The sequence below is a fragment of the Rhodopirellula sp. UH5 genome (assembly GCF_056839225.1).
In genome coordinates this window covers 5,998,637-6,025,215 of the sequence record NZ_CM166390.1, presented here as the reverse complement: position 1 = coordinate 6,025,215, position 26,579 = coordinate 5,998,637, and the positions used below count along the sequence as shown (strand labels likewise).

Annotated in this window: 20 protein-coding genes; 13 read left to right on the top strand and 7 right to left on the bottom strand. The window is 57.7% G+C overall.

The window, feature by feature from the left end:
- The first annotated feature begins 54 nt into the window (after nt 1–54).
- Nucleotides 55–1,080 (top strand): DUF1559 family PulG-like putative transporter, encoded by a 1,026-nt coding sequence (locus tag UH5x_RS21400; RefSeq protein ID WP_047813208.1) that lies wholly within the window; start codon nt 55–57, stop codon nt 1,078–1,080.
- Complete coding sequence (locus tag UH5x_RS21395; RefSeq protein WP_047813209.1) at nt 1,077–1,502, top strand: carboxypeptidase-like regulatory domain-containing protein; 426 nt, start codon at nt 1,077–1,079, stop codon at nt 1,500–1,502. Before UH5x_RS21400 ends, UH5x_RS21395 begins: the two co-directional genes overlap by 4 nt.
- Nucleotides 1,503–1,560: 58 nt before the next feature.
- On the opposite strand, the gene UH5x_RS21390 is transcribed toward UH5x_RS21395, so the two are convergent.
- Complete coding sequence (locus tag UH5x_RS21390; RefSeq protein ID WP_261340211.1) at nt 1,561–1,695, bottom strand: hypothetical protein; 135 nt, start codon at nt 1,693–1,695, stop codon at nt 1,561–1,563.
- 110 nt (nt 1,696–1,805) lie between these two features.
- Between UH5x_RS21390 and UH5x_RS21385 the strand changes: the two genes are divergently transcribed.
- The 4 genes from UH5x_RS21385 to UH5x_RS21370 all read left to right on the top strand — a co-directional run bounded on the left by UH5x_RS21385 (nt 1,806) and on the right by UH5x_RS21370 (nt 6,260).
- The gene (locus tag UH5x_RS21385; protein ID WP_482633611.1) at nt 1,806–2,939 is read left to right on the top strand and encodes a Re/Si-specific NAD(P)(+) transhydrogenase subunit alpha; all 1,134 of its coding nucleotides are present in this window, start codon (nt 1,806–1,808) and stop codon (nt 2,937–2,939) included.
- Nucleotides 2,940–2,971: 32 nt separating this feature from the next.
- The gene (locus UH5x_RS21380; protein ID WP_047813211.1) at nt 2,972–3,271 is read left to right on the top strand and encodes an NAD(P) transhydrogenase subunit alpha part 2; all 300 of its coding nucleotides are present in this window, start codon (nt 2,972–2,974) and stop codon (nt 3,269–3,271) included.
- On the top strand, nt 3,268–4,629 hold the full coding sequence (locus tag UH5x_RS21375; RefSeq protein WP_047813212.1) for an NAD(P)(+) transhydrogenase (Re/Si-specific) subunit beta: 1,362 nt from the start codon (nt 3,268–3,270) through the stop codon (nt 4,627–4,629). The genes UH5x_RS21380 and UH5x_RS21375 overlap by 4 nt, the downstream gene beginning before the upstream one ends.
- A 527-nt stretch (nt 4,630–5,156) precedes the next feature.
- The gene (locus UH5x_RS21370) at nt 5,157–6,260 is read left to right on the top strand and encodes a DUF1559 family PulG-like putative transporter (protein ID WP_482633610.1); all 1,104 of its coding nucleotides are present in this window, start codon (nt 5,157–5,159) and stop codon (nt 6,258–6,260) included.
- Nucleotides 6,261–6,562: 302 nt separating this feature from the next.
- Here UH5x_RS21370 and UH5x_RS21365 read toward each other — a convergent pair whose 3' ends face one another.
- Together UH5x_RS21365 and gdhA are read right to left on the bottom strand one after the other, a co-directional pair.
- Nucleotides 6,563–7,195, bottom strand: coding sequence for a hypothetical protein (locus UH5x_RS21365; protein ID WP_150122490.1), 633 nt, complete (start codon nt 7,193–7,195; stop codon nt 6,563–6,565).
- Between the two features lie 829 nt (nt 7,196–8,024).
- On the bottom strand, nt 8,025–9,362 hold the full coding sequence (gdhA, locus tag UH5x_RS21360; protein ID WP_047813234.1) for an NADP-specific glutamate dehydrogenase: 1,338 nt from the start codon (nt 9,360–9,362) through the stop codon (nt 8,025–8,027).
- A 485-nt stretch (nt 9,363–9,847) separates the two neighbouring features.
- Between gdhA and UH5x_RS21355 the strand changes: the two genes are divergently transcribed.
- Nucleotides 9,848–13,735: a hypothetical protein gene (locus UH5x_RS21355; protein WP_482633609.1), complete on the top strand. Its 3,888-nt coding sequence runs from the start codon at nt 9,848–9,850 to the stop codon at nt 13,733–13,735.
- Between the two features lie 84 nt (nt 13,736–13,819).
- Nucleotides 13,820–14,671: a polysaccharide biosynthesis/export family protein gene (locus UH5x_RS21350; protein WP_482633608.1), complete on the top strand. Its 852-nt coding sequence runs from the start codon at nt 13,820–13,822 to the stop codon at nt 14,669–14,671.
- Nucleotides 14,672–14,720: 49 nt separating this feature from the next.
- Here UH5x_RS21350 and UH5x_RS21345 read toward each other — a convergent pair whose 3' ends face one another.
- Both UH5x_RS21345 and UH5x_RS21340 read right to left on the bottom strand, forming a co-directional pair.
- Nucleotides 14,721–15,824 carry a sialidase family protein gene (locus tag UH5x_RS21345; protein WP_482633607.1) on the bottom strand — a complete coding sequence of 368 codons (1,104 nt, stop codon included), beginning with the start codon at nt 15,822–15,824 and terminating at the stop codon, nt 14,721–14,723.
- A 182-nt stretch (nt 15,825–16,006) separates the two neighbouring features.
- A complete protein-coding gene (locus UH5x_RS21340) occupies nt 16,007–17,845 on the bottom strand; it encodes an SLC13 family permease (protein WP_047813218.1) in 1,839 nt (612 codons plus the stop codon).
- Between the two features lie 566 nt (nt 17,846–18,411).
- On the opposite strand from UH5x_RS21340, the gene UH5x_RS21335 reads away from it, so the two are divergent.
- Entirely contained in the window at nt 18,412–18,828 is a 417-nt protein-coding gene (locus tag UH5x_RS21335) for a CBS domain-containing protein (protein ID WP_047813237.1), read from the top strand.
- A 145-nt stretch (nt 18,829–18,973) separates the two neighbouring features.
- On the opposite strand, the gene UH5x_RS21330 is transcribed toward UH5x_RS21335, so the two are convergent.
- Together UH5x_RS21330 and UH5x_RS21325 are read right to left on the bottom strand one after the other, a co-directional pair.
- Nucleotides 18,974–20,620, bottom strand: coding sequence for an alkaline phosphatase (locus UH5x_RS21330; protein ID WP_482633606.1), 1,647 nt, complete (start codon nt 20,618–20,620; stop codon nt 18,974–18,976).
- Between the two features lie 335 nt (nt 20,621–20,955).
- The gene (locus UH5x_RS21325; protein ID WP_482633605.1) at nt 20,956–21,318 is read right to left on the bottom strand and encodes a hypothetical protein; all 363 of its coding nucleotides are present in this window, start codon (nt 21,316–21,318) and stop codon (nt 20,956–20,958) included.
- Nucleotides 21,319–22,317: 999 nt separating this feature from the next.
- Between UH5x_RS21325 and UH5x_RS21320 the strand changes: the two genes are divergently transcribed.
- The 4 genes from UH5x_RS21320 (at nt 22,318) to UH5x_RS21305 (ending at nt 26,575) form a co-directional block, all read left to right on the top strand.
- Nucleotides 22,318–22,743, top strand: coding sequence for a hypothetical protein (locus UH5x_RS21320; protein WP_236696041.1), 426 nt, complete (start codon nt 22,318–22,320; stop codon nt 22,741–22,743).
- A gap of 102 nt (nt 22,744–22,845) precedes the next feature.
- The gene (locus tag UH5x_RS21315) at nt 22,846–23,229 is read left to right on the top strand and encodes a putative PEP-binding protein (RefSeq protein ID WP_482633604.1); all 384 of its coding nucleotides are present in this window, start codon (nt 22,846–22,848) and stop codon (nt 23,227–23,229) included.
- Nucleotides 23,226–24,308 (top strand): glycoside hydrolase family 130 protein, encoded by a 1,083-nt coding sequence (locus UH5x_RS21310; RefSeq protein WP_482633603.1) that lies wholly within the window; start codon nt 23,226–23,228, stop codon nt 24,306–24,308. The genes UH5x_RS21315 and UH5x_RS21310 overlap by 4 nt, the downstream gene beginning before the upstream one ends.
- A complete protein-coding gene (locus UH5x_RS21305; protein WP_482633602.1) occupies nt 24,305–26,575 on the top strand; it encodes a glycosyltransferase family 4 protein in 2,271 nt (756 codons plus the stop codon). The genes UH5x_RS21310 and UH5x_RS21305 overlap by 4 nt, the downstream gene beginning before the upstream one ends.
- The last annotated feature ends 4 nt before the right edge of the window (nt 26,576–26,579 follow it).

Genomic DNA, 26,579 nt, shown 5'->3' with positions numbered 1-26,579 from the left:
ATCGCAGGCGGTCGGACCGGACTGACGCACCTCTTTTTGCGGAAGATCCGTTTCATGTTGGTAGTTCAAAAAAGCAAAGCTCGCGCCTTCACGCTGGTCGAATTGCTGGTGGTCATCTCGATCATTGGCGTTCTGATCTCGATGTTGCTGCCTGCCGTTCAATCGGCCCGCGAAGCCGCTCGTAGCACCGATTGCAAGAACCGCATTCGGCAATTGGCACTGGCGACGCACATGCACCATGACGTGCTCGGCTACTTTCCGCCGGCCAGGTACGAGTCGCGACCGGACGCCGATCCGGCCGACCAATGCGGCTTGGAAACACCCACGTGGCTGGCCCGTGTGATGCCTTATATCGAGCAAGCCTCGCTCGGTAGCCAATGGGATTTTTCCAAACCCTGGCATCAACACCCCGAGAACGTTCGAACGGTCGTTCCGGACATCTTCCTCTGCCCCTCGCGACGCTCCGGAACACAACCGACCGGCACTCGGGCACTCCGCACAACGGTCGATGGCGGAGGCGGTCGCCTCCCCTGCGGTTGCCCCATGCCGCCTCGTCCCGTCGACGTGTCCTTGGATATCGAAGGTGCGCTCAGCGATTACGCAGGCAACCATGGTGACCTGACGCCCGGTGCGACCGGTGCTCCCACTGATTTTTACTATGGCGGCAACGGAACCGGAGTGATCATCAGTGTGCGTCCCAACTGCAGTGATGGCAAAGCGATTGCCCCCTCCGATCGCATCCGGATGGCCTCTGTCACGGATGGGACGTCCAGCACGTTTCTGTTTGGCGAAAAGTTTGTCCCCCTCAACGGCCTGGCTCAATTCCCCGAAGACTCGCCAGCTTACGATGGCGACCACCTGCCCGCGTCCAGTCGTCTCGCCGGGCCCGGACTGCGTTTGGCCAACGGCCCCAGCGACGTTCTCGCTGACATGTTCTCATTTGGAAGCTGGCACCCTGCCGGCGTTCACTTCGCGCTGGTCGATGGCAGCGTTCGAATGCTCAGCCCCCACACCGACACCAAAGTCCTGGGCTCGCTGGCCAACCGTCGCGACGCCCACGTGGTGGAGTTGGCCCAATGACTCGTCCTTGGGTCTCAGCCTTGTTTCTTCCACTGCTGCTGGCAGGATGTTCGGCGCAACACCCCGCAACAGGATTTGTCGGGTACACCGACGGGGAACCCGTTCAGTCCGGAAGCATTGAGTTTCGTTTGATCGAGACGGGCGATCGCTTTGCTGGACGGATCGCTCGCGATGGCGAGTTCACGTTGCGGGATCAAGACGGAAACGAATCGCTGCCCCCTGGTGACTACGAAGTCGTCGTCGTGCAAATCGTGCTGACGGAAGATGTCGCCGCAGCCGATCACGATCACGGCCGCACCGTCCCTCGACGTTACGCCGACTACTACACCAGCGGCTTGCGGTATTCCAACCCAGCTGACCGGGTCGATTCGATCCGTGTTGAGCTCGAAGCAACGCCATCGACCCAATCGTCTGCTTTTTAAAGAACGTTGCCGATTCCGAGTGAATGACAGGTGACATCCGCGGCGGAACACGCCGTCTTCACAACGCATCCAGCATGCAAAACGCGTCATCTTGATTGCGTATCCGTTCCGTGAATTCGGCGGCATCAGCCTGCACTGCCACTGCCACGTGCTTGGATGCTTCGTCGTTCTGTGCACCTTTCGGCCGAGGCATGCCGCATGCATCCGCCTCAGATGGTTAGGATAGGACACAAAGGCGGTGTCAGTGTTGAAAGATTGTACGATTCGAAGCACCGGCTGATTCAACACACGAGGAGCGAAGTGATGCAGATTGGCGTCCCCCGCGAAAATTGGCCAGGCGAGGCGAGGGTGGCACTCGTCCCCGCCAGTGTCAAGAAAATGATTCAGTCTGGGTTTTCAGTCGAGATCGAATCGGGTGCGGGATCTCAATCAGGGTTTCCGGACGACGCCTACACGGAGGCCGGTGCTGTCATTCAGACCGACCGGGCATCCCTGCTGTCGGGCTCCGACGTCGTGCTGCGAGTCCGACGCCCCGAGACCGCGGAGGTTTCCAACCTCCGGCAAGAAGCCATCCACATCAGCTTCCTTGACCCGTTCAATGAAAAGGAACTGATTGGCGAAATGGCCCAGTGCGGCGTGACGTCGGTTTCGATGGAGATGATCCCGCGATCCACTCGCGCCCAAAAGATGGATGCGTTGTCCTCGCAAGCCAACCTGGCGGGCTACGTCACGGTGATCCAAGCTGCGTATCACAGCCAAAAGATCTTCCCGATGATGATGACTCCCTCGGGAACCATTCGGCCCGCTCGGGTCTTTGTGATCGGTGCGGGCGTCGCGGGCCTGCAAGCGATTGCAACGGCGAAACGACTCGGTGCCCGCGTCGATGCCTTTGACACCCGGCCCGTCGTCGCGGAACAAGTTCGATCGCTCGGTGCCAAGTTCGTGGAGATCGATCTGGGCGAAGTGGGGCAAACGGAACAGGGGTACGCCAAAGCGCTGACACCGGAACAAATTGAACTTCAAAAGGAAGGCCAAAAGAAACTCATTGCGGTCTCCGATGTCGTCATCACCACCGCCCAACTGTTTGGTCGCCCGGCGCCTCGCATCGTCACTCGCGACATGCTGCTCGCGATGCAACCCGGCAGCGTTGTCGTTGACATGGCAGTGGAAACGGGAGGCAACGTCGAGGGTTCCGTGCTGAATGAAATCGTCGATGTCGAAGGTGTCAAAATCATCGGCCAAGGGAATCTGCCATCCGAGGTCAGCCGCAATGCCAGCGAGATGTACTCGAACAACTTGACCGCCTTGATCGACGATTTTTGGGACACCGAATCCAAGCGGTTCGCATTCGATCCCGAGGACGAAATCGTTCAAGCCGCCGTCATCACTCGTGGTGGCGTGATCGTGAACGAGACCATCGCCAAGCTTCATTCGTAAACCACCATTCATCCATTCAAACAGGGGTTCCCATGGAAGCCGTGCTGCTCGCCTTCATTTTGATGTTGTCCGTGTTCTTAGGCTTTGAACTGATCGCCAAAGTGCCGGCAACCCTGCACACGCCCTTGATGTCGGGTGCCAATGCGATTTCCGGCATCACCGTCGTCGGGGCCATCATCGCTGCGGGAGCCGATCTGGGACCGTGGTCGACGTGGCTGGGCGCACTGGCGGTCTTCTTTGCCACCGTCAACGTGGTTGGCGGCTACATGGTGACCGATCGGATGCTGAGCATGTTCAAAAAGAAAGACAGCCCATCGGGAGGTGACTCATGAGCGTTGAAGTCCTGGGTTCGGTCTACATCCTCGCGGCCATCTTGTTTGTCTTCGGGCTCAAACTGATGAGCTCCCCGGCAACCGCTGTGCGAGGCAATCTCCTGTCGTCTGTCGGGATGCTGATGGCCGTCCTGATCACACTCACGTCCAAGGAAATCCTGGACTACCGCTACCTGGCCGGTGCCGCGATTCTCGGCGCCGTCGTGGGCGTGATCTCGGCGCGGCGAGTTGCCATGACGGGAATGCCCGAAATGGTCGCGTTGTTCAATGGCTCCGGTGGCATCGCCAGTCTGCTGGTGGGCTGGGCCGCCCTGTATGGGCAAGAATCGTCCGCCTTCACATTGGTCACCGTTCTGGTTTCGATCTTGATTGGCGGCGTGACGTTTTCGGGATCATTGGTGGCCTGGGCCAAGCTCTCAGAAACCATCGGCAGCGGGGCGATGACCTTCGCAGGGCAGCGTGTCGTCAACGTCTTGTTGTTGCTGGTGCTGCTGGGATGCTCGATTGCGATGGTCCTGGACCCCGCCTGGACATTCCCCCTCGTCTTCGTTGTGATTGGACTGTCGATCTTATTGGGTGTGATGGCCGTCATCCCGATCGGTGGCGCCGACATGCCCGTTGTGATTTCCCTGCTCAACAGCTACTCGGGACTGGCTGCATGTGCCGCTGGATTCGCAATCAACAACACCATCTTGATCGTGGCTGGTTCGCTGGTGGGGGCGGCAGGATTGATTCTGACCAACATCATGTGCAAAGCGATGAATCGATCGCTCAGCAACGTGTTGTTCTCCGGTTTTGCAGCGACCACCAAAGCCACCAAGGTCGAAGGGGAAGTCAAACCGATCACCGCCGATGACGCCTACCTGATTCTCGAGGCCGCTTCCTCGGTCGTGATGGTGCCTGGATACGGCATGGCGGTCGCGCAAGCACAGCACGTGGTTCGCGAATTGGGCGAACTGCTCGAAGCCAACGGGGCAGATGTCAGCTATGCGATTCATCCCGTTGCCGGACGGATGCCCGGACACATGAACGTCCTGCTAGCCGAAGCGAACGTGCCCTACGATCAATTGATCGAAATGGACGAGATCAACCCACGGATGGAAAACATCGACGTGGCAATCGTGATCGGAGCCAACGACGTGGTGAACCCAGCGGCACGCGAAGACGAGAACAGTCCGATCTACGGCATGCCGATCATCAACGTCGACTATGCACGGACGGTGTTCGTGCTGAAGCGTTCTATGGCGTCCGGGTTCTCCGGCGTCGACAACCCACTGTTCTTTGGCGAAAACACAAGAATGCTTTTCGGTGACGCCAAACAATCGCTCAGCAGTGTGATCGCCGAATTCAAATCCTGAGCGACTTCGCCAGCACTGATTGCCGGACTTCCGGGAGCGGGCAGGACGCGCCACTTCCCGGGCTTTGGCCCCTCCCTCCGGTACGCCTGAGGGACGTCGATTTTATGACTGACGTTCTTCGAGGCGTCCTTCGCCCAGGACCTGAACCGTAGTGGACGAGGCGACGAATCCTTCCCCACGCAAGGGACTCGTTGCCTCGTCCACTACCAAATGCTGCCCTCAATCAATCGACATCCCAAAGGCGTCGATCAACTGCACGACCTCCAATCGGAGAGGAGAGTCTGTCATCGATGCGACCTGGCTTCGTTGGATGATTCACCCCGACCAAACTGCGTTCCCATCACGCGGCTGCAAATTCGGCATTGATACAAACGCTCAAGGTGGTTCCTGATCCCGTAATCAGAGTCCAGTGGATACCGAAAATTCATTGCGCAGCGGCCTCTCGCACGCATGGTAGAGTTTCGACTCGTTGAGTGCCGACCCCCACTAAGCATTCTTGTTTTCACAGTGTCCGAAGAAGTGAGAAAATGAAGATGTCATTACAGGTCAATCGTTCCCGCGGATTCACTTTGGTGGAACTGCTGGTTGTCATCGCAATCATCGGCGTGCTGGTGGGACTTCTTTTGCCAGCGGTGCAATCAGCGCGTGAGGCGGCCAGACGAATGCAGTGCAGCAATCGTTTGAAACAGATGAGTTTGGCGTTGCACAACTACCACGCCAGCTTCAACACCTTCCCAGCGGCAGGCGTCCTGCCAAAGGGACAGAATGTTGCACGTTACTACCCAGGGGTGACGGTTGCGTTGCTGCCGTACATCGAGGAGCAAGCACGCTACGAAATAATTCAGCAGCGACTTGCTGCATCCACCTCAGCGTTCAGCCGGATGTTCAACGGAACAGAATACGAATCCATTTTGCCGGGTGTGCTATGCCCGTCATCTCCAAATTCGTCGCAACCATCGCCATACGCGAACAACGCTCGAATCAACTACATGTTCAACATGGGTGACGGCATGTTGAAACTCGACGCTGCCTGGCACCACCCGAACTATATCAACAACAAATACGTTCAAGCGCGGCATCGGGGCCCGTTCCACTTGGAATCGTGGGTCAAGTTTCGTGACATCTTGGATGGGACGAGCAACACGCTGGCATTCAGTGAATCGGCCAGTGCCGGATCTGGAAATTACTCCTTGGAAGTCAAAGGAAGCTCCGGATACAACGGTGCGTTGCTTGATCCTGATGGTTCCGAACCAGTGATTCACCCCGACGTGTGCGTCACCAGCACCGTGGACCCGGTCAATCGGAATCTGTACTTGGACCCTTGCGACTCCTGGCGTGGAAACTTCTTCCAAACCGGGACGCCGTGGAATGGTTTTCACACGGTCGTCCCACCCAACGGCCCAAGTTGCTGGGACAGTCCCACAGGATACTGGGCGGCCATCTTCACACCCAACAGCTATCACACCGGCGGCGTCCACGGTGCCTTGATGGATGGGTCCGTGCGATTCATCTCCGATTCGATCGACAGCGGAGACCTGACACAGACTCAACCACTCTCAGGAGAAAGCCCCTACGGTGTCTGGGGGGCGCTCGGAACGCACCGCGGTGCGGAGCTACCCGGCGAGTATTGAGCAAAGAGTATTGAGCAAACGTGAGCGTTTGAGCAATCAACACGCGGAACACTGCGAGCAACCGGCTGCAGTGTTCCGCCTTTGCCGCCTGCTTGAACGCAGGAATGGACTGAGATCAGTCCATTCGTCAGAAGTGCGATTCAAGCGAAGCAGGTGGGCAGAAATGATCGGGAGGAACCATGTGAGCCGTTTGGGCGTTCGCCCCGGTTCTGCGTGGGAACAGTGGCCTTCGCCAAAACAGTTCCAATGCCGAATGACTCCTGCTGACCTGCTGATGAAATCATCGCTGCGAGCTGCGAGGTTCACTCCATCGGTGTGTACGACGCATCGCCTTTGGACGTTGCACTCGCTTGCACATCGATCTCTTTGACGGCGGCGCCCAAATCCTCACTGAACAGGTTCTCACCTGAACTCGTGACTTCCACCTTCAGGGGCGTTGTCCCGGCGGTGCGGTATTCCTTTGCGACCACCTTGTAGACCTCGAACGTCCCCGTCTTCAGTGCTCGATCGTACTCATTGATCTCATCTCGCGTCGCTCCTTGACCAGGATGTTTTGGGTAAGGATCGCCTTCGGTGACGTTTTTGCTGACGATCACTTTAAAATGACCTTCAGGTGCCCCCTCATATTGAGTGGACGTCACCAAGGCCGCAGTCCCTTGCTCGTCAGTGGTTCCACCGACCGGCCAACGGGTCAGGGACGAATCTTCTGGATAGAGCACAACAGTCGCGTCAGCGAGCGGAACGCCATCCTGAGTGATCGTGATAGATGCAGGGTAAGTTTCAGGCATCCCCTCAGGACGCGAGTCGCCGCATCCAGTGAAAGCGAGTGTCAGTGCCAAAAGCAATCCGACAGCACCACTCCAAGTTCGGTCAATCTTTTGCATGTCTCGTTCTTTGTGTTTGTCATCGATGTCTCGCGGAAACCACCATGGCATCGGCAAGTTCGCGCTGCCCATCAGGAAACCGCGCACAGAGAACGAAACTATATCAACCTGCTCTGTCACCCACGGATTGGAGCCTCTCTTGCAACCGCAAGGCGAAAGATAGCACCGCCATCGAGGGATACGGAAAAGATCAATCACACAGAACTTCGCCGGCCCGAAGGCCGGAGCGTCTGCCTATGTCGGTGTGGACTTCAGCGGGGCCGCTTTCACTTGGATTGCTTCGGCTTCCGCCGGGAACCTGCTTTTCGCTGGGAACCAGCTTTCGAGTTGCCTTGAGACCTCGTTGTCTTCGGTATGGTAACGGTGTAAGTCAAACCGTGATTGGTTTGAATCGTTACCGCGACATTCGACATGCCAGTTGACACAACAATTTCCTTGGAGAATGGAAAACGAATTGACCGAACAAGTCGACCTTTGATTGCAAAAGCTGGACCACCTCGATCACGAAACGAATCCCGCGTGTTCGCGAGAAACAGCGTCAACCAAGGTTTCCAATCGTGTCACCGGAGATTGTCATCGTCCGCGGATCGACCCAATCCGCTGAAGAGGTCGTGCGATGCCAACGCCTCCGAGTCGTGGAGAATCGTTCGGAATTAATTGGCTGTAGCGGAGCGGCGCGAGCCGCCCGGTGTGTCACCGGAGGGCTCGCGCCCTTCCGCTATCTTTTGAAATCCCGATGTTGTTTCCGAACGGTTCCGAGCGACGGCAGTTGGCAGCGAGTTCGATCCCACCTGCCGCCGCTCCGCGGTTTGGTTGGGCAACGCCTCGACCGCATCGTCACGGAACGCCGTCATATGACGGGTATCAGGCGACCGCTTGGTCAGATCAGCCCCAAGGATTCCATGGCGTCCGCGACCCGCATGAAGCCTTCGATGTTTGCTCCTTGGGCATAGTTGCCGGTGACTCCAAATTCGTCGGCCGTTTCCAGGCAACGGTCGTGGATGTCCTTCATGATTGCCGCCAATTTCTGCTCGGTGTATTCAAACGACCAGGCGTCACGCGAGGCATTTTGCTGCATCTCCAAAGCACTGGTCGCGACCCCGCCTGCGTTGGCAGCCTTGCCGGGCGCGTAGGCGATCCCCGCCTCATGAAATTTCTCGATTCCCTCGGGCGTGGTTGGCATGTTGGCACCTTCAGCAACCGCCCTGCAACCACCTCGCAACAGCGAGTCCGCGTCTTTCCCGGTCAGTTCATTCTGGGTCGCGCAGGGGAGCGCGACATCACACTTGATTTCCCAAATCTTCCCCGCCCGTTGATAGCGTGCTTGCTTTCTCGTTTTGCAGTAAGCCTCAACGGGCAGTCGCTCTTGTTCCTTGACCCGCTTCAGGGTGGGCAGGTCGATGCCACACTCGTCATAGACCACGCCTTTCGAATCGGAACAAGCCACCACCTTGCCGCCCAGTTGCGTGACCTTTTCAATCGCGTAGATCGCGACGTTGCCCGCCCCGGACACGATACAGGTTTTGCCTTCGAGTGATTCCCCTCGCGCCGCCAGCATCTGCTGGACGAAGTAGCCGAGTCCGTACCCAGTCGCTTCGGCCCGAACCAGCGCGCCGCCATAGCTGAGCCCTTTGCCTGTCAAAACGCCCGACTCATAACGGTTGCTGATTCGTTTGTATTGCCCAAACAGGTACCCCAACTCACGACGTCCCACGCCGATGTCGCCCGCTGGAACATCGGTGTATTCCCCCAAGTGCCGTGACAGTTCAGTCATGAAGCTTTGGCAGAACCGCATCACTTCATTGTCGCTGCGTCCCTTGGGGTCAAAGTCGCTGCCGCCTTTCCCACCACCGATGGGCATCCCGGTCAGAGCGTTCTTGAAAATCTGCTCAAAGCCCAGGAATTTGACGATCGACAAATTGACGGATGGATGAAATCGCAACCCGCCTTTGTACGGACCCAGGGCACTGTTGAACTGCACGCGAAAGCCGCGGTTGATGTGCACCTCGCCCCGATCATCCTGCCATGGAACACGGAAAATCACCTGCCGTTCGGGCTCGCAAATGCGCTCGATGATCTTCTGTTCCGTCAGCCGGGGGTACTTTGCCAACACAGTCCCGATCGACCCCAACACCTCTTTCACCGCTTGGATGAACTCTTGTTCGCCGAGGTTTCGTTGTTGGATATTCCAGAGTGTTGACTCTAATTTTTCATGCATCGTGTGGATCAAATCTCTTGAAGTGGTGCCGGGGAGCCAAATCTGGCGTGAAACAATCGCTCGGCCGACGATTGCCTGATTCCCGGTAGAGAAAGCCAAGGCAACGAGAGTTGTCATTGGCTTGTCGATCGAAGGTGGCTTCTTTGCAATCATGGCCCCAGCATGGAAAGGCCGCAGCGAAAAAACCCCATTAGCACCTGGCATGCCGAACCGTTCGGACCATCGCAATCGACGTCAATCCGGCGTTGAAACAGATTCCATGTGCCCCGCCACTTCACCGATGCGTCAACTCCCGGCGACACGACGTCGCCACAGGTTGACTCCCTGGCGATTGAGACAGAATCACGACTTCCGGTGGGGCCGGGAGGTTTCAACACCAAAAGCAAGCCACCAACATCCTGCTGCCTCCACCTCCAACCACGATGAGACATCCGATTCGTGCCTTGCTTCCTTCCAGGCCGGAAAGCTACAGAGGAATGAACGAATTGCCACTCCTTCTTTTCACCCCCATCAAGGACGACTGCTTGCGAACGAAGAAAGGCGTCCGAACGTTCGCAATTCGAGCGATCAACCTGGGGCTGTTGCTCGCATTGGTGCTTCTAGTTTCCCGGAACGTCGTTTCACGGTTCCTAGCAGAACGAGTGGCGTCGTCCCTGTTGGCAACGGAAGTCCGAGTGGAATCGGTTCACATTGGCCTGGGTACGATTCAAGTTGATGGCATCACGGTCATGGAACCTTCCATCCCAGATGCCGCGCAGATCGAAGTCCACCAAGTCGACGTTGTCGCGTCCATCTTTCGTGGTCTGAGCGACGGGAAGTGGGTCGATCACATTACCGTTGTGAAACCAGTCCTCCACCTTCGGTTCGACGACGAAGGCCAACTGCTCTCGGTTTTCCCGAAATCAGAAAGCTCATCCGAAGGCGAGACCAAAATCCCACTTCGGTCGTTGCTGGTTCAGAACGCGGAACTGATCGTTCACCAGGGAACACACTGCCAAGCGATGGTGGAGGGAGCCAGCCTTTCGGCCGTGTTCGGAACCGAAATCGACCTCCGCGCGGAAGTCGACCAGTTGCTCGATGGACAGCTCGATTTTCAAACCCGAGTGGATGCAGCCACCTTCGCCGGATCAACCGTCATCCAATTGACGGGCTGCCGCCTCGATAGCCACACGCTACCTGCCAGTTTGTTACCGCCTGACGTTCGCAAGGAACGCGTCAGCGGGAAGGCGTCGATGCTGGTCAAAGTGCAGCACCCGGCCGACGAGAAAGATTTCCGACACCACCCCGCGGAAATGCAACTGCGTTTGCAAGACATCGCCTGGAGTGACTTCGGAACGGTGGTGAGCCAAGTGACGCTGCATGCCAACACAAGCCGCGATGGACTCGCACTGAACGTGGACGCGGACCCGCTGCAGGGCAGGGCTCAATTGTCATTGACGACCAATTCACTGGCTGCACCACTGACAGCGAACATGACCAGCGAGGTCAGCGGTTGTGACCTCCAACCCTTGCTCGCTCACTTCATCCCGAACTTAGGCGTTCACGCGACAGCGGGCTTCTCAACGCACTCCCAGGTCAGCTGGCACAATGGTGTCGCTGACTTCCAAAACACAATTCACGCGATGGCGTCAGGCCTCGCCGCGGATGACATCGAACTGGATCCCGTCATCTGCGACGTCATTTGCAAGGGGCAAATTCCACTGGATCCAAACAACTTCGATCCGATGGGAGGGTTGCAAGGCAACCTCTCCGGCAACGTGACGTCAGACGGCCTTGGTTTGCATCAGCTGGCCAAGCGACTCGGCATCGCGGATCTGGGTGGCCGCCTCCAAACATCGGTCGCCTTCTCACTGCCCCTGGATCAATGCCTCGACCCCAATGCACTGACCGTCGAAGCAACCGCAAGTTGCGAAAACATTCAGGCACACGGCGTTGCACTGAACGACACGGTCGCCCAAATGAGCCTTTCCAAGGGCACGGCTGTCGCTCGCTTGGACGAAGCCCGATTCGTCAGTGCACAGGGCGAGACGATTGCGGTGACAAGCGGTTCCGCACAAACAAGCCTGTCCACTCGGCGACTCCAACTGCAGGCCATCTTGAACGAACTGGATGGACAGCACGCTGCCCGCCTTTGCAAGGTCGATGATGGACAACTCAGAGGGAAGGCAACCGGCCAAGTGGACGCTTCCGTCTCGCTCGATTCGATGGCTCACCCCGACGCCTGGCAAGTGTTGGCCAGCCTGAACACGGTGGGCATCTCCGTCTTGGGAGAAGTGGTCCGCGACGTGAACGCGCAGCTGGAACTGAACCAAGGGCGAATCGTTGTTGCCCCCACCACCTTGCAATGGCGTGAGAACCGCTGCCAGCTCTCATTGGATGGAAAGCTCACCAATGAATTGACAATCGACGCGGACTTTTCAGCGGGACCGATCTCACTCCGTGATGTTGCCGATGTTGCGTCACGTTTTTCAACCACCCCGTTGCCACTCGCCGGAACAGCCCAACTGGCTGGCAAACTGCATGCAGACTCCAAACGCCACACCATCACGACAACCGGGACCGCGTCTTTGTCGGACGCAACCTACGCCCGCACGAGCATTGGCTCGGCCCGTCTGAACTGGGAAGCCGACTCAACAGGGCTGGTGATCCACACGGGATCCGACGATCTGCTTGGCGGTCAATACACGCTCTCGCTGACGACCCACCAACTGGATTGGACGCAGTCGACGATCGAATCGTGGTTCACTGGAATCCAGGCCAACCGCTTGCCTCGATTTGCCAACGTTCAAATTCCTGTGACAGGCACTCTGGAAGGCGGATTCAAATTCACGTCGCTCGGATCGCTCGCCAAACTGGGTGGAAACGCTTGGGTCCGCAGTCGCGCGCTCTCGGCAATGAACGTGCCGATTGAGCTGACACGGGCGGAGATTCAGATCGAGAACGGGATGGCGAATGGGAATGCAAACGGAGAGCTCCTGCAAGGCACCTTTGACGCCAAGGTCCAAAGTGATCTGCAAGAACTCGTCGCATTCGCGAATCAAGACGCCACCGACCTGCGTCAGATTCCCTTTTTCGTGGAAGCCAAACTCAGCCGACTCTCAATCGACAAAGCGATCCAAGCGGCCAAGTTGCCGACAGCCCTACGCCCTTTGTCCGGGTTCGTGGATGCCAACTGCACGCGTGATGCGAACTCGATCCGCGACGGTTTGCTTTGCACTGCGACGGCGTCAGCGGAACGCGTTCGCTGGAACCAATCCAGACTTTCCGATCGTGTGACCGCCAACGTCGAACTGCGTCCCGATCGTCTGGCGTTGGAATCCGTTGACGGACGATTCGCAGACGGACGGCTCAGTGGGCGGGCGGAAGTCTCGCTGATTGGCGAACCTCGCGGGACGTTTCAATTCGGTATCAACCGAATGAACCTTCGACTTGCTGCCGCACCACTGGGCAACATCGCAAGCGGTGCGTCCGGAACGGCCAGTGTGCGAGTCACCGGTCGCATCGCACAAACCATTTCGGGTCGGGCGGATGTCTCCGCCAACAACCCTTCGATTGCCGACCTCAACATCCGCGCGGTTCGATTCCCGATCGACTGGACGGTCACACCAGCCTCGAACCGCATTGCCTGGCGATGCCGCGCTGGGGTGATCGAAGCAGGCGGTGGAAAGATCAATGTTTCGACCGAGGGCGACTACAGTCGTTCTCTCAACATGCAACTTGCCGCACGGCTGAATCAGATCGACACCTCTCGTTTGCTCCGCGGCAAAAGCGTGGGAGCAGGCGTGATGGACGGGCAAGTCCATTTGAACGCCCGACGTGCCAGCCGCCCGGATCAGATTTCCGGCAACTTCGACCTCCAGATGTCCCAGGTCGATTCGTTGGAGATGCCGATCTTGGACCAGCTCGATTCCCTGGTGAGTTTGACTCCCTCACTGGGTTCCAAACACGACAATGACGGCACCATCACAGGTCGATTGTCCGGCGGATTGGTTCACCTCGATCAACTGGCCATCACACAGAGCAACGTCCAGGTCCTGATGAGCGGCAATGCTTCGCTCGACGGACGTCTCAACTTTGACGTGACCGCAGCAACCGGCCAGGTTGGGCCGGCAGACGGATTGATGGCGCTCACCGACTCGCCGCTCATGCTGGCTGCTCCCGCGCCGGTCACCCTGGTTTTGAAAGCGAACGAGGCGATGAAAGACCGAGTCGTCCACGTCCATGTGGGTGGAACTTCCTCCCGGCCAACCCTTCGTTTGCAACCCGGCAAAAACTTAACCCAAGACACCTTACGTTTCTTCTTGACCAACAGCTTCGGATCGCAGGTTGCCACGGTGGCCGACCAGTCACGGAACCAGAACCGCTCGCGTTAGCAAGCAACGGAAAACGACCGTTCCTTCACCAGCAACAGCGTGTCGACCAAGCAGACAGAACCAAAACTGAACACGGAGATTCCTATGACCCATCATCCTACTTTACGCACCGTTCAGGTGATGCTGCTCGCCGCCTGCTGCGTTGCAGTCATCGCCGGCTGTCGCACCGCCGCCTCGCTCGGACTGCCTGTTTCGGCAAGTTCCAACGCGTTGCTTCCCTACGCAACGAATCTCCGCCAAGCCGGACATCGTCACGGCATCCCAACGGAGTTGGCCAAGCAAGCCTTGCCGCCTCACCGCATGGAAGCTGGCGATGTCTTGGTCATTGAGCCCAACGATTTCAATTCGCCCGTGCGTCTGCAAAGCGACCAAACCGTCCATCAAGATGGCTACATCGAACTGGGCGACTACGGCCGTGTGGCGGTCCTCGGTATGACGACCGAAGAGATCCAACAAACGGTTCAATCGCGTGTTGCCGCTCGAGAAACGGAAAAGAGTCAACAACGATTCGCTCTCGCCTCACACAGCCAGAATCGCCCGCCGGAGGAAATTGTCGACTACGGCGTCAACGTCCGCTTGGTCAACAACGAAAGCGATCAGTTCTATGTGATGGGAGAGGTCAATGCGCCAGGCTCGTATCAGTTGGTCGGCGCCGAAACGGTGTTGGACGCACTGATCGCTGCCGGTGGTTTGTCCGATCGAGCGAACGAACACAAAATCATTCTCACTCGCCCCCAACCGGACGGACAACCACGACTGGTCCTCCCCGTTTGCTACAAACAAATTCTGCAACTGGGTGATGTCACCACGAACTACCAATTGCTTCCTGGGGACCGCATCTATGTTCCCAGCATCACGCTCTGGGAAGATGTCAAACAAAGCGTCGCCTTCAACAGCGACAAGAGCTGCCCACACTGCCGCGAGTACCGCCAGTAGGTGACGGCAGAGCCAGCGACACGAACGTCTCGTTCCGACCGCCCAAGACTCACTCGATTTCACGGAACAAGGCATCCGTTTCTTCGATTCGGAAACGCGTGGTCACCACCGAGTGTTTTTCTGGCCCCGGCTGATACTTGATGTACGTGGTCGCCACGATCGTTCCATCGGGCAACAACTCGACGCCCGGATAACCACAATCGCCCACATTCTTCGCGTGACTGTGCAACAGCTTGATTCGATATTGCCCCGGTCGGTTTTCGCGAATGTCCTCGTAAGTTCCGACCCAAGCCACGAAATGCCCGCGTGTTGGACTGCCCGGGGCCTGATCACGGAACGCGAATACCCAGCGACCGTCTGGCAGCGGGACGCCGATGTGTCGATCGCCCGACAATCCCCATGGCGTGTCAACGGGCGTGGTCCAGGTCTGGCCCTCATCACGCGAGAACATCATCAGACTGCGTCCGCGGTGTGTGTTCTCTCGCAACAGACAACACAATTCTTCCCCGTCGGGTGAACGAAACACGAACGGCTCACAGGGATTCTTCCCTTCCACCGCGGCGACCACACGCGGCTCGGACCAAGTGAACCCTCCGTCCGCGGTGATGGTTTGCAACACGCTCAGCGGTGCTCTGTCCTTGCCGTCAGGCCCTTTGTGATACAGCCCCAGTGTCCGACCATCTTTCAGTGTCACCACACTGCTGAACGTCATCACACATGGAAAACCAAGTGGCGGCATCTCGGTCCAAGTCTGGCCGTCGTCTTCGCTCATGATGCTCGGCATCCCCGGACCACCACGCCGGTTGAGCGACGCCGAGAAGACCCACAGCCGCGGCTTCCCCTCGGGATCACGAATCCGATAGATGCTCGGACAATTTTGATGCTTTGAAAAGTTGGGTGGCAACTGATCGTCCAGTCGCGTCCACGTCAGTCCCCCGTCGTCGCTCTTGGCCATCGGCCCCGCCGAGCCACCGTGATTGACACACCAAACGCAAAGGATTGTTTCGCTCTCCGGCATCCGCAGTGTCGTGGGATGGCCTTGGTAAACGTCTTCGGTGCCCGCTGCGATGACCACCTGACGTTCCGTCTGCTGCGACAAATCCACGACCGGCAAATCAGGACCATCGCCCAACGCGGCGGAAGTCACTGACATGACTCCCACAATCCAGATCAACTGACGGCAAGCCAATCCAATGAGCGGGTTCCTTCGATCAGCAAGCAACAAATGCATGGTCAATTCCAGTGGAGATACGGCGGGGTGTTTGAATCGAAACGAGACAGTCTACCCGATTCACGCGTCGCATTTGTTCCGAGCAAGGACTCCCAACGGTGGCGTCAGGGAGTGAAGGGGAACAGCAGGGGCACGATCCAGAGCGTGACCGCGAGAACGAGCAACTGCAGTGGGATGCCGACCTTCAGGAAATCGCCGAAACGGTAGCTGCCCGCGCCAGTCACCAGCGCATTGATCGGTGAAGCCATTGGAGTGGAAAAGGAGGTCGATGCAGCGAGTGCCACGCCCATCAACAAAGGGTACGGCGAAACGTCCAGCCGGTGAGCAACCTCCAGCGCCAGCGGTGCGAGCAACACACTCGTTGCGGTATTGGAAATCGCTTGACTGAGCAGCGACGTGACACTGAAGAGCAACAGCAGCAACAGAGTCGGGTTCGCTAAATGAGGGCTTTCCACGATCGCGTCGGTCACCATCCCCAGCACACCCGTTTTCTCGAGCGCCGTGGCCAGCGGCATGACCGAAGCGATCATCACGATGCTGTCCCAATGGATGCTCTGATAAGCCGTCGATCCACGAAATGCTCCGACCACCACGGTCAACAACGCGGCGACCAGAACCGCAGTCACATTGGCGACCACCCCTGTGCTCATCACCATCAACATCCCCAACAGAATCGCAACGACCCAGCCAGCAGCAGGAGTCAGTGTCGGACCATGTTGCTCGTCCTGTGTGCTGATCAGCAACACATCTCGTCGCGATTTCCAGAGTCGCTCCAGCGTGCTCGTGTTGGTGGCAATCAAAAGCGTGTTGCCTGGATTCAATGGCGTGTCAGATGTCCGCGTGCTGATGGGCTCCTTGCCATCGTGCATCGCCACCACCATCGCCCCGTATTGACGAAAAAAGTCGATTTCCCGAACCGTCCGCCCAACCAACTCAGAGCGAGGTGGGACGATCAATTCGGCCAGGTACACATCCTTGGGAAGCGACGGAGCGGTTGAAACCAACTCGACGTACCCTTCCGTGATCAGGCGTTCGACGGCCCCCTGGTTGGAGGATTTAATGAAGAGCGTGTCGCCGGGTCGCAACAGCGTATCGGCGTTGCATTTGCGCACGATATCCCCGTCCGAGCGACGAGTCAGCACCGCGATGACATTGACTTGAAACGTCGTCCGCAACCCAATCTCCCGAAGCGTGCGGCCCGCCAAGACCGAACCCACGGGAATCGTGACTTCGCTGATTTGCCCCTCCACCCCGTAGCTATGGAGCAGGTCAGGACGCGAAACGTATCGCTGCTCGTGACTCGCTTGCGCCACGTTGTCGTCTTCCTTCGCCCGGTCAGGCAACAGTCGCGTTCCGATCGTGCACATGAAGCCAACACCGACGCAGAGCATGACCAAGCCCGCCGGCGCAAACGAAAAGAAATGAAACGGTTCCATCCCCGCATGCCGAAGTTCTTGACTGACGACGATGTTGGATGGGGTGCCAATCAGAGTCAGCATGCCGCCCAACGCGGCCGCAAAGGCCAGTGGGATCAACAGCTTCGACGGTGAGATTTCCGCACGGCGACTCAGCGAGAGCACGACAGGCAGCATCACAGCGACCGTTCCCGTTGAACTGATGAACGCCGACAACAGGGCACAGGCGAGCATCACCGTCGCGGTCAGCCGGACCGTCGACTTGCCGCCGATTCGCCCCAGCCCTCTGCCGACCTGATCAGCCACGCCGGTTTCCAAGATCGCACCACCGACGACAAACAGTCCGGCAATCATCAGCACCAACGAATTGGAAAAACCTGCGGTTGCCTCCGCTGGCGTCAGGATGCCGGTCAGCACGAGCGCCAAGAGCGAAACAAATGCAACCAGATCCATCCGGAATCGATCCACCACAAACGCGATGATGGTTGCCACCAGGATGAAAGTCACCATCCAAACGTCAGTGGACATCGGTTGATCCGTTCCTTCGTCGGAGTGATTCTTAAATGAAAAAGCAGGTGCGCATCAGTTGTCCCACTGCTGGGAAGGACCATCGCAACGATAGCTCTCGTCAATCGCTTCGTCGATCCATGTTGGAGACAACGGATCGACCGAACGATCCAATATCATCCCACCGTGCAACGATCGATCAGCCGCCCCATACTTCTCTGCCCGAGTCGCATACGCCACGGCAAGCACGGGCAGTGAAAGCTGCGTTTCATCTTGCCAGGCGCCGCCGTGCGATATCGCACGCGGTTGCTGTGCAGTTCGTCACACTGTGTGACGCCTTCCCAAACGTGTTCGGGAGTGGCCCTGTGGTGCGACCTCTTGTCCACTGGACCTCCGTTGTGATGCCGAACCGTCAACACGCTGATCGAAATTCAGTTCGCAGCGGCAGCAGTGCTCTTTCCTGAATGAATGTCCATCGCGGAACAACGTTTGCCAATCAAGGATGGCAACTTGATTGCCACGTGTTGAGCGTGGATGGATCTCCTAATTTTCCATCCCTTGGTTCAGCACCACTCCTTGGAAATAAGATGAAGAAAAACGAGCCGCTGACAAAAATCATGTCAACAGGATTGCAGACCATTCACGACGGCGAGCCCGTTTCGAAGTTGCGAGCCATGTTTGAATCCGGTGGCATTCACCACATCCCTGTTGTCAGCGGGGAGAAGTTGATCGGCATCGTCAGCTGGAGTGACTTCGTGCGAATCTCGTTTGGCGAGTTCGGAAACCAAACCTCGAAGTCCTTGGATCAAACACTCGATCACCTTTACAAGGTGCACGACGTGATGGTCGCCGATTGCGTCACGATTGAAAAATCGAGCACGATCCGTGACGCCGCGAGACTGCTTGGGTCTCACAGTTTCCACTCTCTGCCTGTCGTCGAAGGAGACAAGCTGGTGGGCATTGTGACCTCAACGGACTTGATTCAGTATCTCGCTGATCAATAGCCTTCACGCGTCAGCCTTCACGCGTCGCCGGAACCGCTTCAGCCAAGCAGCTGTTTCGATCACGCTGGGTGACGCCCGCACAGCTTTTCAACTGCGGGCGATCACCCACTATGGCTCGACCCCAACGCCTGGTCCCTCCCTCAACTCACTTGTCGAGTGTTTGAATCAACGCTTCGGGACGCACAAGGTGGAAATAGTGCCCATGGTCGGCGGTCAAAATCAACGCGGTGTCATCCCAGCCACCATTTTGCTCAATCCACTGAACAACCGCCGCGAACGCATCGTCACCGCTGAGCACAGCCCCGATCGAATTGTCGATGTTGTTGGAGTGATTTGCCCAATCGACGTCGCCCGATTCGACCAGCAACCACCAACGTTCATTTTTCGATTGGAGCACCTCCATCGCAGCAACCGCCATGTCGCGTAGCTGGACGTTTTCAACCCGATCGGCCTCGCTGTAGACTTCTGCCTTGGCCGGTTTGGGATTGCCAACGCTGACGACGGGGTCGTAGTTGCCGTCGGCGGTCTGGAACGGCAGGTGACCGGCTTGAGCACCAAAGAAACCAAACAACCGCTTGCCATCGGTTTTTGCTTGCTCGACGGCCTTGCTCAACACCTCGGTACCAGCTACCCCATTGGTTCGTTGAGCCACGACGTACTTGCCGCCGTTTTGAATATCAATCGCTTCCAAATCTTCGGGCGCCAGGTAGCGATTCCCGGGGACAAAGTTCTTGCCCTGAGCGCCGTCGGTGTCCTTGTCCATTCCCCAGCCACCACCAATCAGCACATCCACCCCTGGCAGACCACCGGGATGATAAATCGACGGACGCCCGATCAGGTCGCGAGTCAAATCTTGATAGTCGTTTCGATGAACGTTGTTGGCGTAGGCACATCCCGGCGTTGCATGGCTGATCGGAACGCTCGTCACCACTCCCACCGCAAAACCATCTTCTTGCAGTGTTCGAGCGATCGGCAACGCCTCACGCCCCATCGAATTGACATTCATCGACGCGTTGTAGGTCTTGATGCCACTCATCAACGAAGTCGCCGAGGATGCCGAATCGGTGTAGGCCTGGCGGTTCTGTTTGCTTTTGCCAATCGGATAGTCCGCGTCCTTGATCGGGCTCCACGGTGAATCGCCACCCAACTCGGGGTCATAACCACCACGAACTTTGCCGTCAGGATTGACGACGATTTGCTTGTCGACACTCACGTTGGTGCCATCGTTGTGCGGGCTGGTGACGCAGTAGCCAAAGTCGGTCGTCGTGCCTCGGTAATCTTGAAAATACAAACCCTCCCCTCGTCCTTGGTCGTAGGCAACGCGACCTGACTTCGCGATCGCAGCCGCTCGCGTCGTGTCCCAATCCATGCCATCGAAGACAAACAGAATGACTCGCTTCTTCCCTGACTCGGCCGCTTGTTTCTGCAGCCGATAAACATCGGTTTGGTCAAAGTACTCCGCGTTCGGGTTCAAGGTCTTTTCAGGCAGGTAGCCGTAGAGCTTTTCGATGGCCGCCGCATCGCGATACAGGCTGTTCTCACCGCGGACCGATTGGAGATCCATCCCAAATGAGTACACCGGGATCAACCGGTTGCTATGCGTTTTCCAACTGGAATAGGTGTCTGGGTCGGATCCCCAGTGCCCCCAGTCCGACGTGCGTGTTGTCGCTGCATCGGCCTGCAACTTGGCGATCGGGTCAGGGACTTGCGCCAGCAATGGCGTCCAGGATGTCGTGACCGCTCCTCCCATCAGAATGGCGAACAGCATTGTCAGGCGAGAGCAAAAACTCATGGTGGGGCCTCAGAAGTCGAGCGGGAGAGGTAGCTGGTGGGACGGTTTGGTGGGAGAGATTTGCTGCAAAGCGCAAAACTCTGGTACCGGCGATCATCCTTGGGGACATGCATCCATTCAAGACCCTTGTCCCCAGTGATTTCGTCCGCCCTCAGGAATCAGCGGCCTGCCTGCGTCTGAACTTGCCCTCCATCACCCGTGCTTCGGCGTGATCCGCTGTCGAATGATTCGATCCAGTGGACGCTCCGTTCGGCCAGTCGTCGGGCGACGATGCCGTGCCAATTTCAGGGAAATGAATCCCGAACCTTGGGGATGACAACCAACTTGGAGCCGTCTCACAAATAATCCAAGCGAGAGGCAAGCATCCACACCGGTATGAGATACAGCAACGGAACACACGCAATGATGAACGCTGAAATTGGCCGCCCGGCGATCAATCCAACGATCGAAAAAAAAGAACAGGTGACATAGACGGGCGGATAGAAGCACGCAGCAGCGAAAAATTTGCAGAGCAAAGCCACCTCCTCCTTCGCTTCCGCTTTCGGCAGATCGCCTGTCGGCACACCATCGCCTGACAGCACACCGAAGATCAGAAACAACCCGAGAATGAAAAGGAACGGCAAGTATTTGAAAGGCCAGATCCCAACCATCACTGGCAAGACAGGAAGCAATCGCCCGACTGATTTCAGTAGTTTCATGCTTGCTCCCATCAGCGTGACAAAAGAAACAGCCCCCGAACGAACCGCCCCCCCACTGTAAAGGATCAACTCCCCCAAAGCTCGCGCAGCGGTCGCGTGCCGCCGAAATGAATGGACCTTGCTCGGGAACCCCACGCGTCCGTTCCGAACTTGCCTTTTGCCGATCGGTCCTGTTGGCCAACAGGCCTTTCTCCACCCCAACACGATGCGTCCAACCTTTGTCCCCTGCTCCCACACGCTTCGGGTATCGGGCGGCTTTCAAGTCTCGAACTGCCCGGCAATTTCTCATGACCCTCGCTCCGGGAGGGTCGAGCGAAGCGAGGGGAGAGTGAAGCAAAGCCGCACGACCCGTGAAGCGGTAGGGGCCGGGAAAGGAGCGTTCAGCGACGCATCCGGGTGAGGGCAACACGCACAACCATCGCCCAACAACACCGAATTTCAACTCCTGCCCCCCCTCTCGCACGGAGGTCGTGCAGTTTTTTGGTGCTGCATTTTGGCGGGTTTTCACTCGGCGCACCTCTCCTGAAACGCAGTTTGGGGAGAGGTCGAGCGACGCCGTTCAGGCGTACGCGAGGGTGAGGGCCGAGCATCGGGAGCGGCGCGGATGGCCCTCCCCCGGAAATCTCGCTGAACGCTCGCTTTCCGACCCCTCCCGCTGCACGGGCGGGGTTCTCAAGGCATTGCAAGCACAGCATTTAAAAACTGCACGACCTCCACGCTTTGTGGGGAGAGGGCGAGGGGCAAGATCTCAACCCAAGGTTCGGAGCACCAACCGGCGTATTTCAGTCACTCGTGGATGGTTTTGGATTGTATTGACTCCGAATCGTGGTAGCTTGCAATGTTGGCCTGCGCGAAGCGTGCACTCAAATCACGCCCGTGAGTTTCCACCGCATCTTCCGGTTGAAACCTCTCTGTTCGCAATTCGCAGTTTGATTTCGCCGTCGATTTTCTTCGGCAGACAAACCGCAGCAGGCCTCTGGATGGCCCAAGGAGGCGATCATGGTGGATGTTTTTGCCAAGACACCACGTTATGTCTTGAAGGATGGGGCGAACCCGACGGGTCCGCCTGTCATTTCAGCAGCGGCCGATCCCCATTCCGTTGTCATTCACGGTTTTTCGGACAAACCAGACTACGACGTGTTCGTGTCTGCCAGTTCGCTGGAACTCACCCCATACCCGCTGGTCAAAGGGTTCCTGAAAAATCAATGCGAACTGGACACGGACGTTCTAAGACTGATCGTGCTCGATCCAGTCTCGCCCACCCAAGCATGCCTAGATGCCACCACGCTTCAGGCCGTACTCGAGGCCTTGCGGATTGGTTCGAAGAGTGTCCCGGTCTCTCACCGATTGCGACGGGATCCGTCTTCGTCGGGCTACCGAATTGAACCGATTGCTTGCTCCTCCCCAGCGAGCCCTCTGTCATGAATTGGAAACAAGTCAAACGGCAATGGCCGGCCGTCCAAAATGGCATCAAACGCACCTGGGGAAAGATCGACGAGATGGACTTGAAGATGATCCACGGCGAACGTGAATCGTTCATCCGAATTCTGGCCCAGCGGTATCACCGCAATGCACCCCGCGGTATTGCGAGCGATCCAGCAAGTCGTGGTGGCAGCCAAACGCTGGAATTGCCCGGTCTGTGTTTGCGGCGAAGAAGCCAGTGACCCCGAATTTGCAGAACTGTTGATCGGACTCGGAATTCAAGAACTGAGCATCAGCCCTTCGCGCGCGGGCGAACTCGCGACCGCCATCGGCAAGATGAATTCAGCAACCGCGAGTGCCCTTGCGCAACTCGCACAAAAGTGCCGCAGCCCGCAAGAGGTTCGGCAATTGTTGACGCCAGAAAGCAGACAAGAACAGCTCGAAGAATCAGACCACCAACCCGCGGATGCAATCGGAACTCGCTCGTGATCGAAAGAAGCTCCGCCTCGTTGCTGCTGCAACCGAGTGACGTGCCGCCATCGCAGGCTGACCTCCGAGTGATCGGCGTGTTCAACCCGGCCGTTGCAATCCTCAATGACGACCGGTTCATGCTGGCCCGCGTCGCGGAACTGCCATCCGAATCACGAACCGGCTGGCTGCCTCTGCCTCGCTGGTCGACCTCCGGAACAACCGAAGTCGACTGGGTGCGGGAAGAGGATCTGACCCACGTCGATGCACGCGTGGTGGCGATGAAGACCAGCGGCGACCTGCGTTTGACTTCCGTTTCCCATTTGCGACTCTATCGCTCATCGAACGCGAGCGACACGTCTTGGGAGTTCGTCACAACGATTCATCCCGAAGGCCCTTGGGAAGAATACGGCATCGAAGACCCTCGGATCACCAAGATCGGGCCGATCTACTGGATCACCTATGTCGCTGTTTCTCGATCCGGTGCAGCGACCGCACTGATGTCATCGACGGACCTGATGACCTTCCAGCGTCACGGCATCATCTTCCCCAGCGAAAACAAAGACGTCGTCCTGTTCCCGGAAATGATCTCCGGTGACTTTGTCGCCTTGCACCGCCCGAACCCTCATTCGCACTTTCACCCGCCCCAAATTTGGCTGGCCCGTTCGCCCGACATGATTCACTGGGGGCGTCACGAATGTGTTCTCAGCGGAATGCATGCCTGGGAAAGCGACCGCGTCGGCAGTGGCACGCCGCCGATTCTGTGCGAGGAGGGTTGGCTCACGCTTCATCACGGCAGCGCTCGTCCGAGTTCCGCCGGCACCGTGGGTTGTTACTCCGCGGGTGCGATCTTGCTCGATCGCGATCATCCCGGTCGTGTGCTGGCTCGGTCCAGCCAACCGATGATGCAGCCCACAACCGAATATGAGCTTCATGGCTTCGTCCCCCAGGTCGTGTTCCCAACCGCCATGCTGGACCGAGACGATCAGCTTCACGTCTTCTACGGAGCCGCCGACACCTGTGTCGCCTCGGCCCGTTTCCCAAAGCAATCCGTCCTGGATTCGCTGCAACGACAACCCCCGAGTCAACCCAAACAATGACCTCACCTGATCTATTAAAAATTGCCTTCCTTGGCGACTACTTGCCGCGCAAATGTGGCATCGCCACGTTCACTCACGACCTGCGAATCGCCGTCGCCACTGAATCCTGCGCGGAGTGCATCGTGGTCACGATGGACGACGTCGAGGGCGGCTACGCCTACGACGATGAAGTCCAATTTCAAGTGGCCGATCAAGAACTGGATGAGTACCGATCGGCAGCCGACTTCCTGAACTTCAGCAACGTGGATGTGATCTCGCTGCAACACGAATTTGGCATCTATGGCGGTCCCTGCGGAAGCCACATCCTGGCGCTGCTGCAAGACGTTCGGATGCCGGTCGTCACGACCCTCCACACGGTTCTGTCGGAACCCAGCCAAACGCAGCGGGCGGTGATGATGCAGCTGATTCGGTTGTCAACGCGGCTGGTCGTGATGACGGAGCGAAGTCGCCAAACGCTGCTCAACACCTACTCCGTCGACAGTGAACAAGTCGACTTGATCGCGCACGGAATCCCGGAAGCTCCCGAGACCGACCAAAGCGTCCTGAAAGAACAATTCGGGGTCGAGAACAACAACGTCGCACTCACCTTTGGCTTGCTTTCCCCCGGCAAAGGCATCGAACATGTCTTGAAAGCGATCCCAGAGATCGTCGCCCAATTCCCGGATTTCATCTACATCGTCCTGGGGGCAACGCACCCCAGCCTGATTCGCGATCAAGGCGAACGCTATCGGATCAGCCTGGAACGGATGGCAAAGGAACTGGGCGTTTCCAAGCATGTCAGTTTCTACAACCGCTTTGTCGAACTGGAAGAACTGACGGAATTCATTGGTGCTGCGGACCTGTACATCACACCGTATCTGAACGTGGAACAAGCCGTCTCGGGAACCCTGGCCTACGCGTTTGGTTGTGGCCAAGCCGTGATTTCCACTCCCTACTGGCACGCCGAAGAACTGCTCGCCGATGGGCGTGGGGTGCTGGTCCCGTTCGCGGATCCAGCCGCGATCGCGCGCGAGGTGATCGGGTTGTTGGGCGACGACGACCGGCGTCTGGCAATGCGAGCGAAGGCCTATGAACTGGGTCGCAGCATGACCTGGGACCATGTCTCGCAGATGTACCTCGACTCATTCAACCGAGCCCGAGATCAACGCACGTCGTCCTCGAAACCACTCGCGGTCCGCACGCTGGACGAGCAACCTTTGGCGCTGCCGCAAATGCAGCTCGACCATCTGCAGCACCTCAGTGATTCCACCGGCATCATCCAGCACGCCATCTATTCCATTCCCGATCACGCCCATGGCTACTGCACCGATGACAACGCTCGAGCCTTGATCCTGACGGTCTTGCTGGAGGAACAAGGCAAGGATTCCCCCGAAGTGCGTGCGTTGGCATCTCGCTACGCCGCCTTCCTCAACAACGCCTTCAATCGTGACACCGGACGATTCCGCAACTTCCTTGGGTTTGATCGACAATGGATGGAAGCAGACGGTTCGGACGATTCGCAGGGCCGCGCCTTGTGGGCAATCGGAACGTGCGTCGGTCGATCCTGCAACGCAGGCTTGGTTGCCTGGGCGCGAGAGGTGTTCCACCAAGCACTTCCTGCCAGCGAACGAACCACCTCCCCGAGAACCTGGGCACTCGCCATCATCGGCATTCACGAATACTTGCGACGCTACAGCGGTGATCGCGTGGCTGCGGCGATGAGTCAGCAACTCGCCGACCGCCTGGCCGACATGTACGAAGCCATCGCCACGGACGAATGGCCCTGGTTCGAAAAAATCGCGACCTACAACAACGCCAAACTATCGCAAGCCCTGATCACACATGGTCGCTGGTTCGACAATCAACGCGCGGTCGACATCGGGCTGAAATCCTTGCATTGGCTTAGCGGAATCCAACGCTCGCCGCAGGGAAGGTTTCGCCCGATTGGTTCCAACGGCTTCAGCCCCGAAGGCGAAGTGACGGCCGTGTTCGATCAACAAGCCATCGAGGCGCATGCCATGATCTCGGCGTCGATCGAAGCCTTCGCTGCCAGCAAAGACAACTTCTGGTCCGAACAAGCTCACTTGGCATTCGATTGGTTCTTGGGACGCAATGATCTCGGCCAACCCATTTACGACGCCTCCACAGGCGGTTGCTTTGACGGCTTGATGGAAAATCAAGTCAATGAAAACCAAGGCGCCGAGTCCACGCTCGCGTTCTTACTCTCACTCGCTGAAATGCGCGGCTTGAATGCCATGATGCGCGTCGTCCCCAACCCCACTCACTGATCTT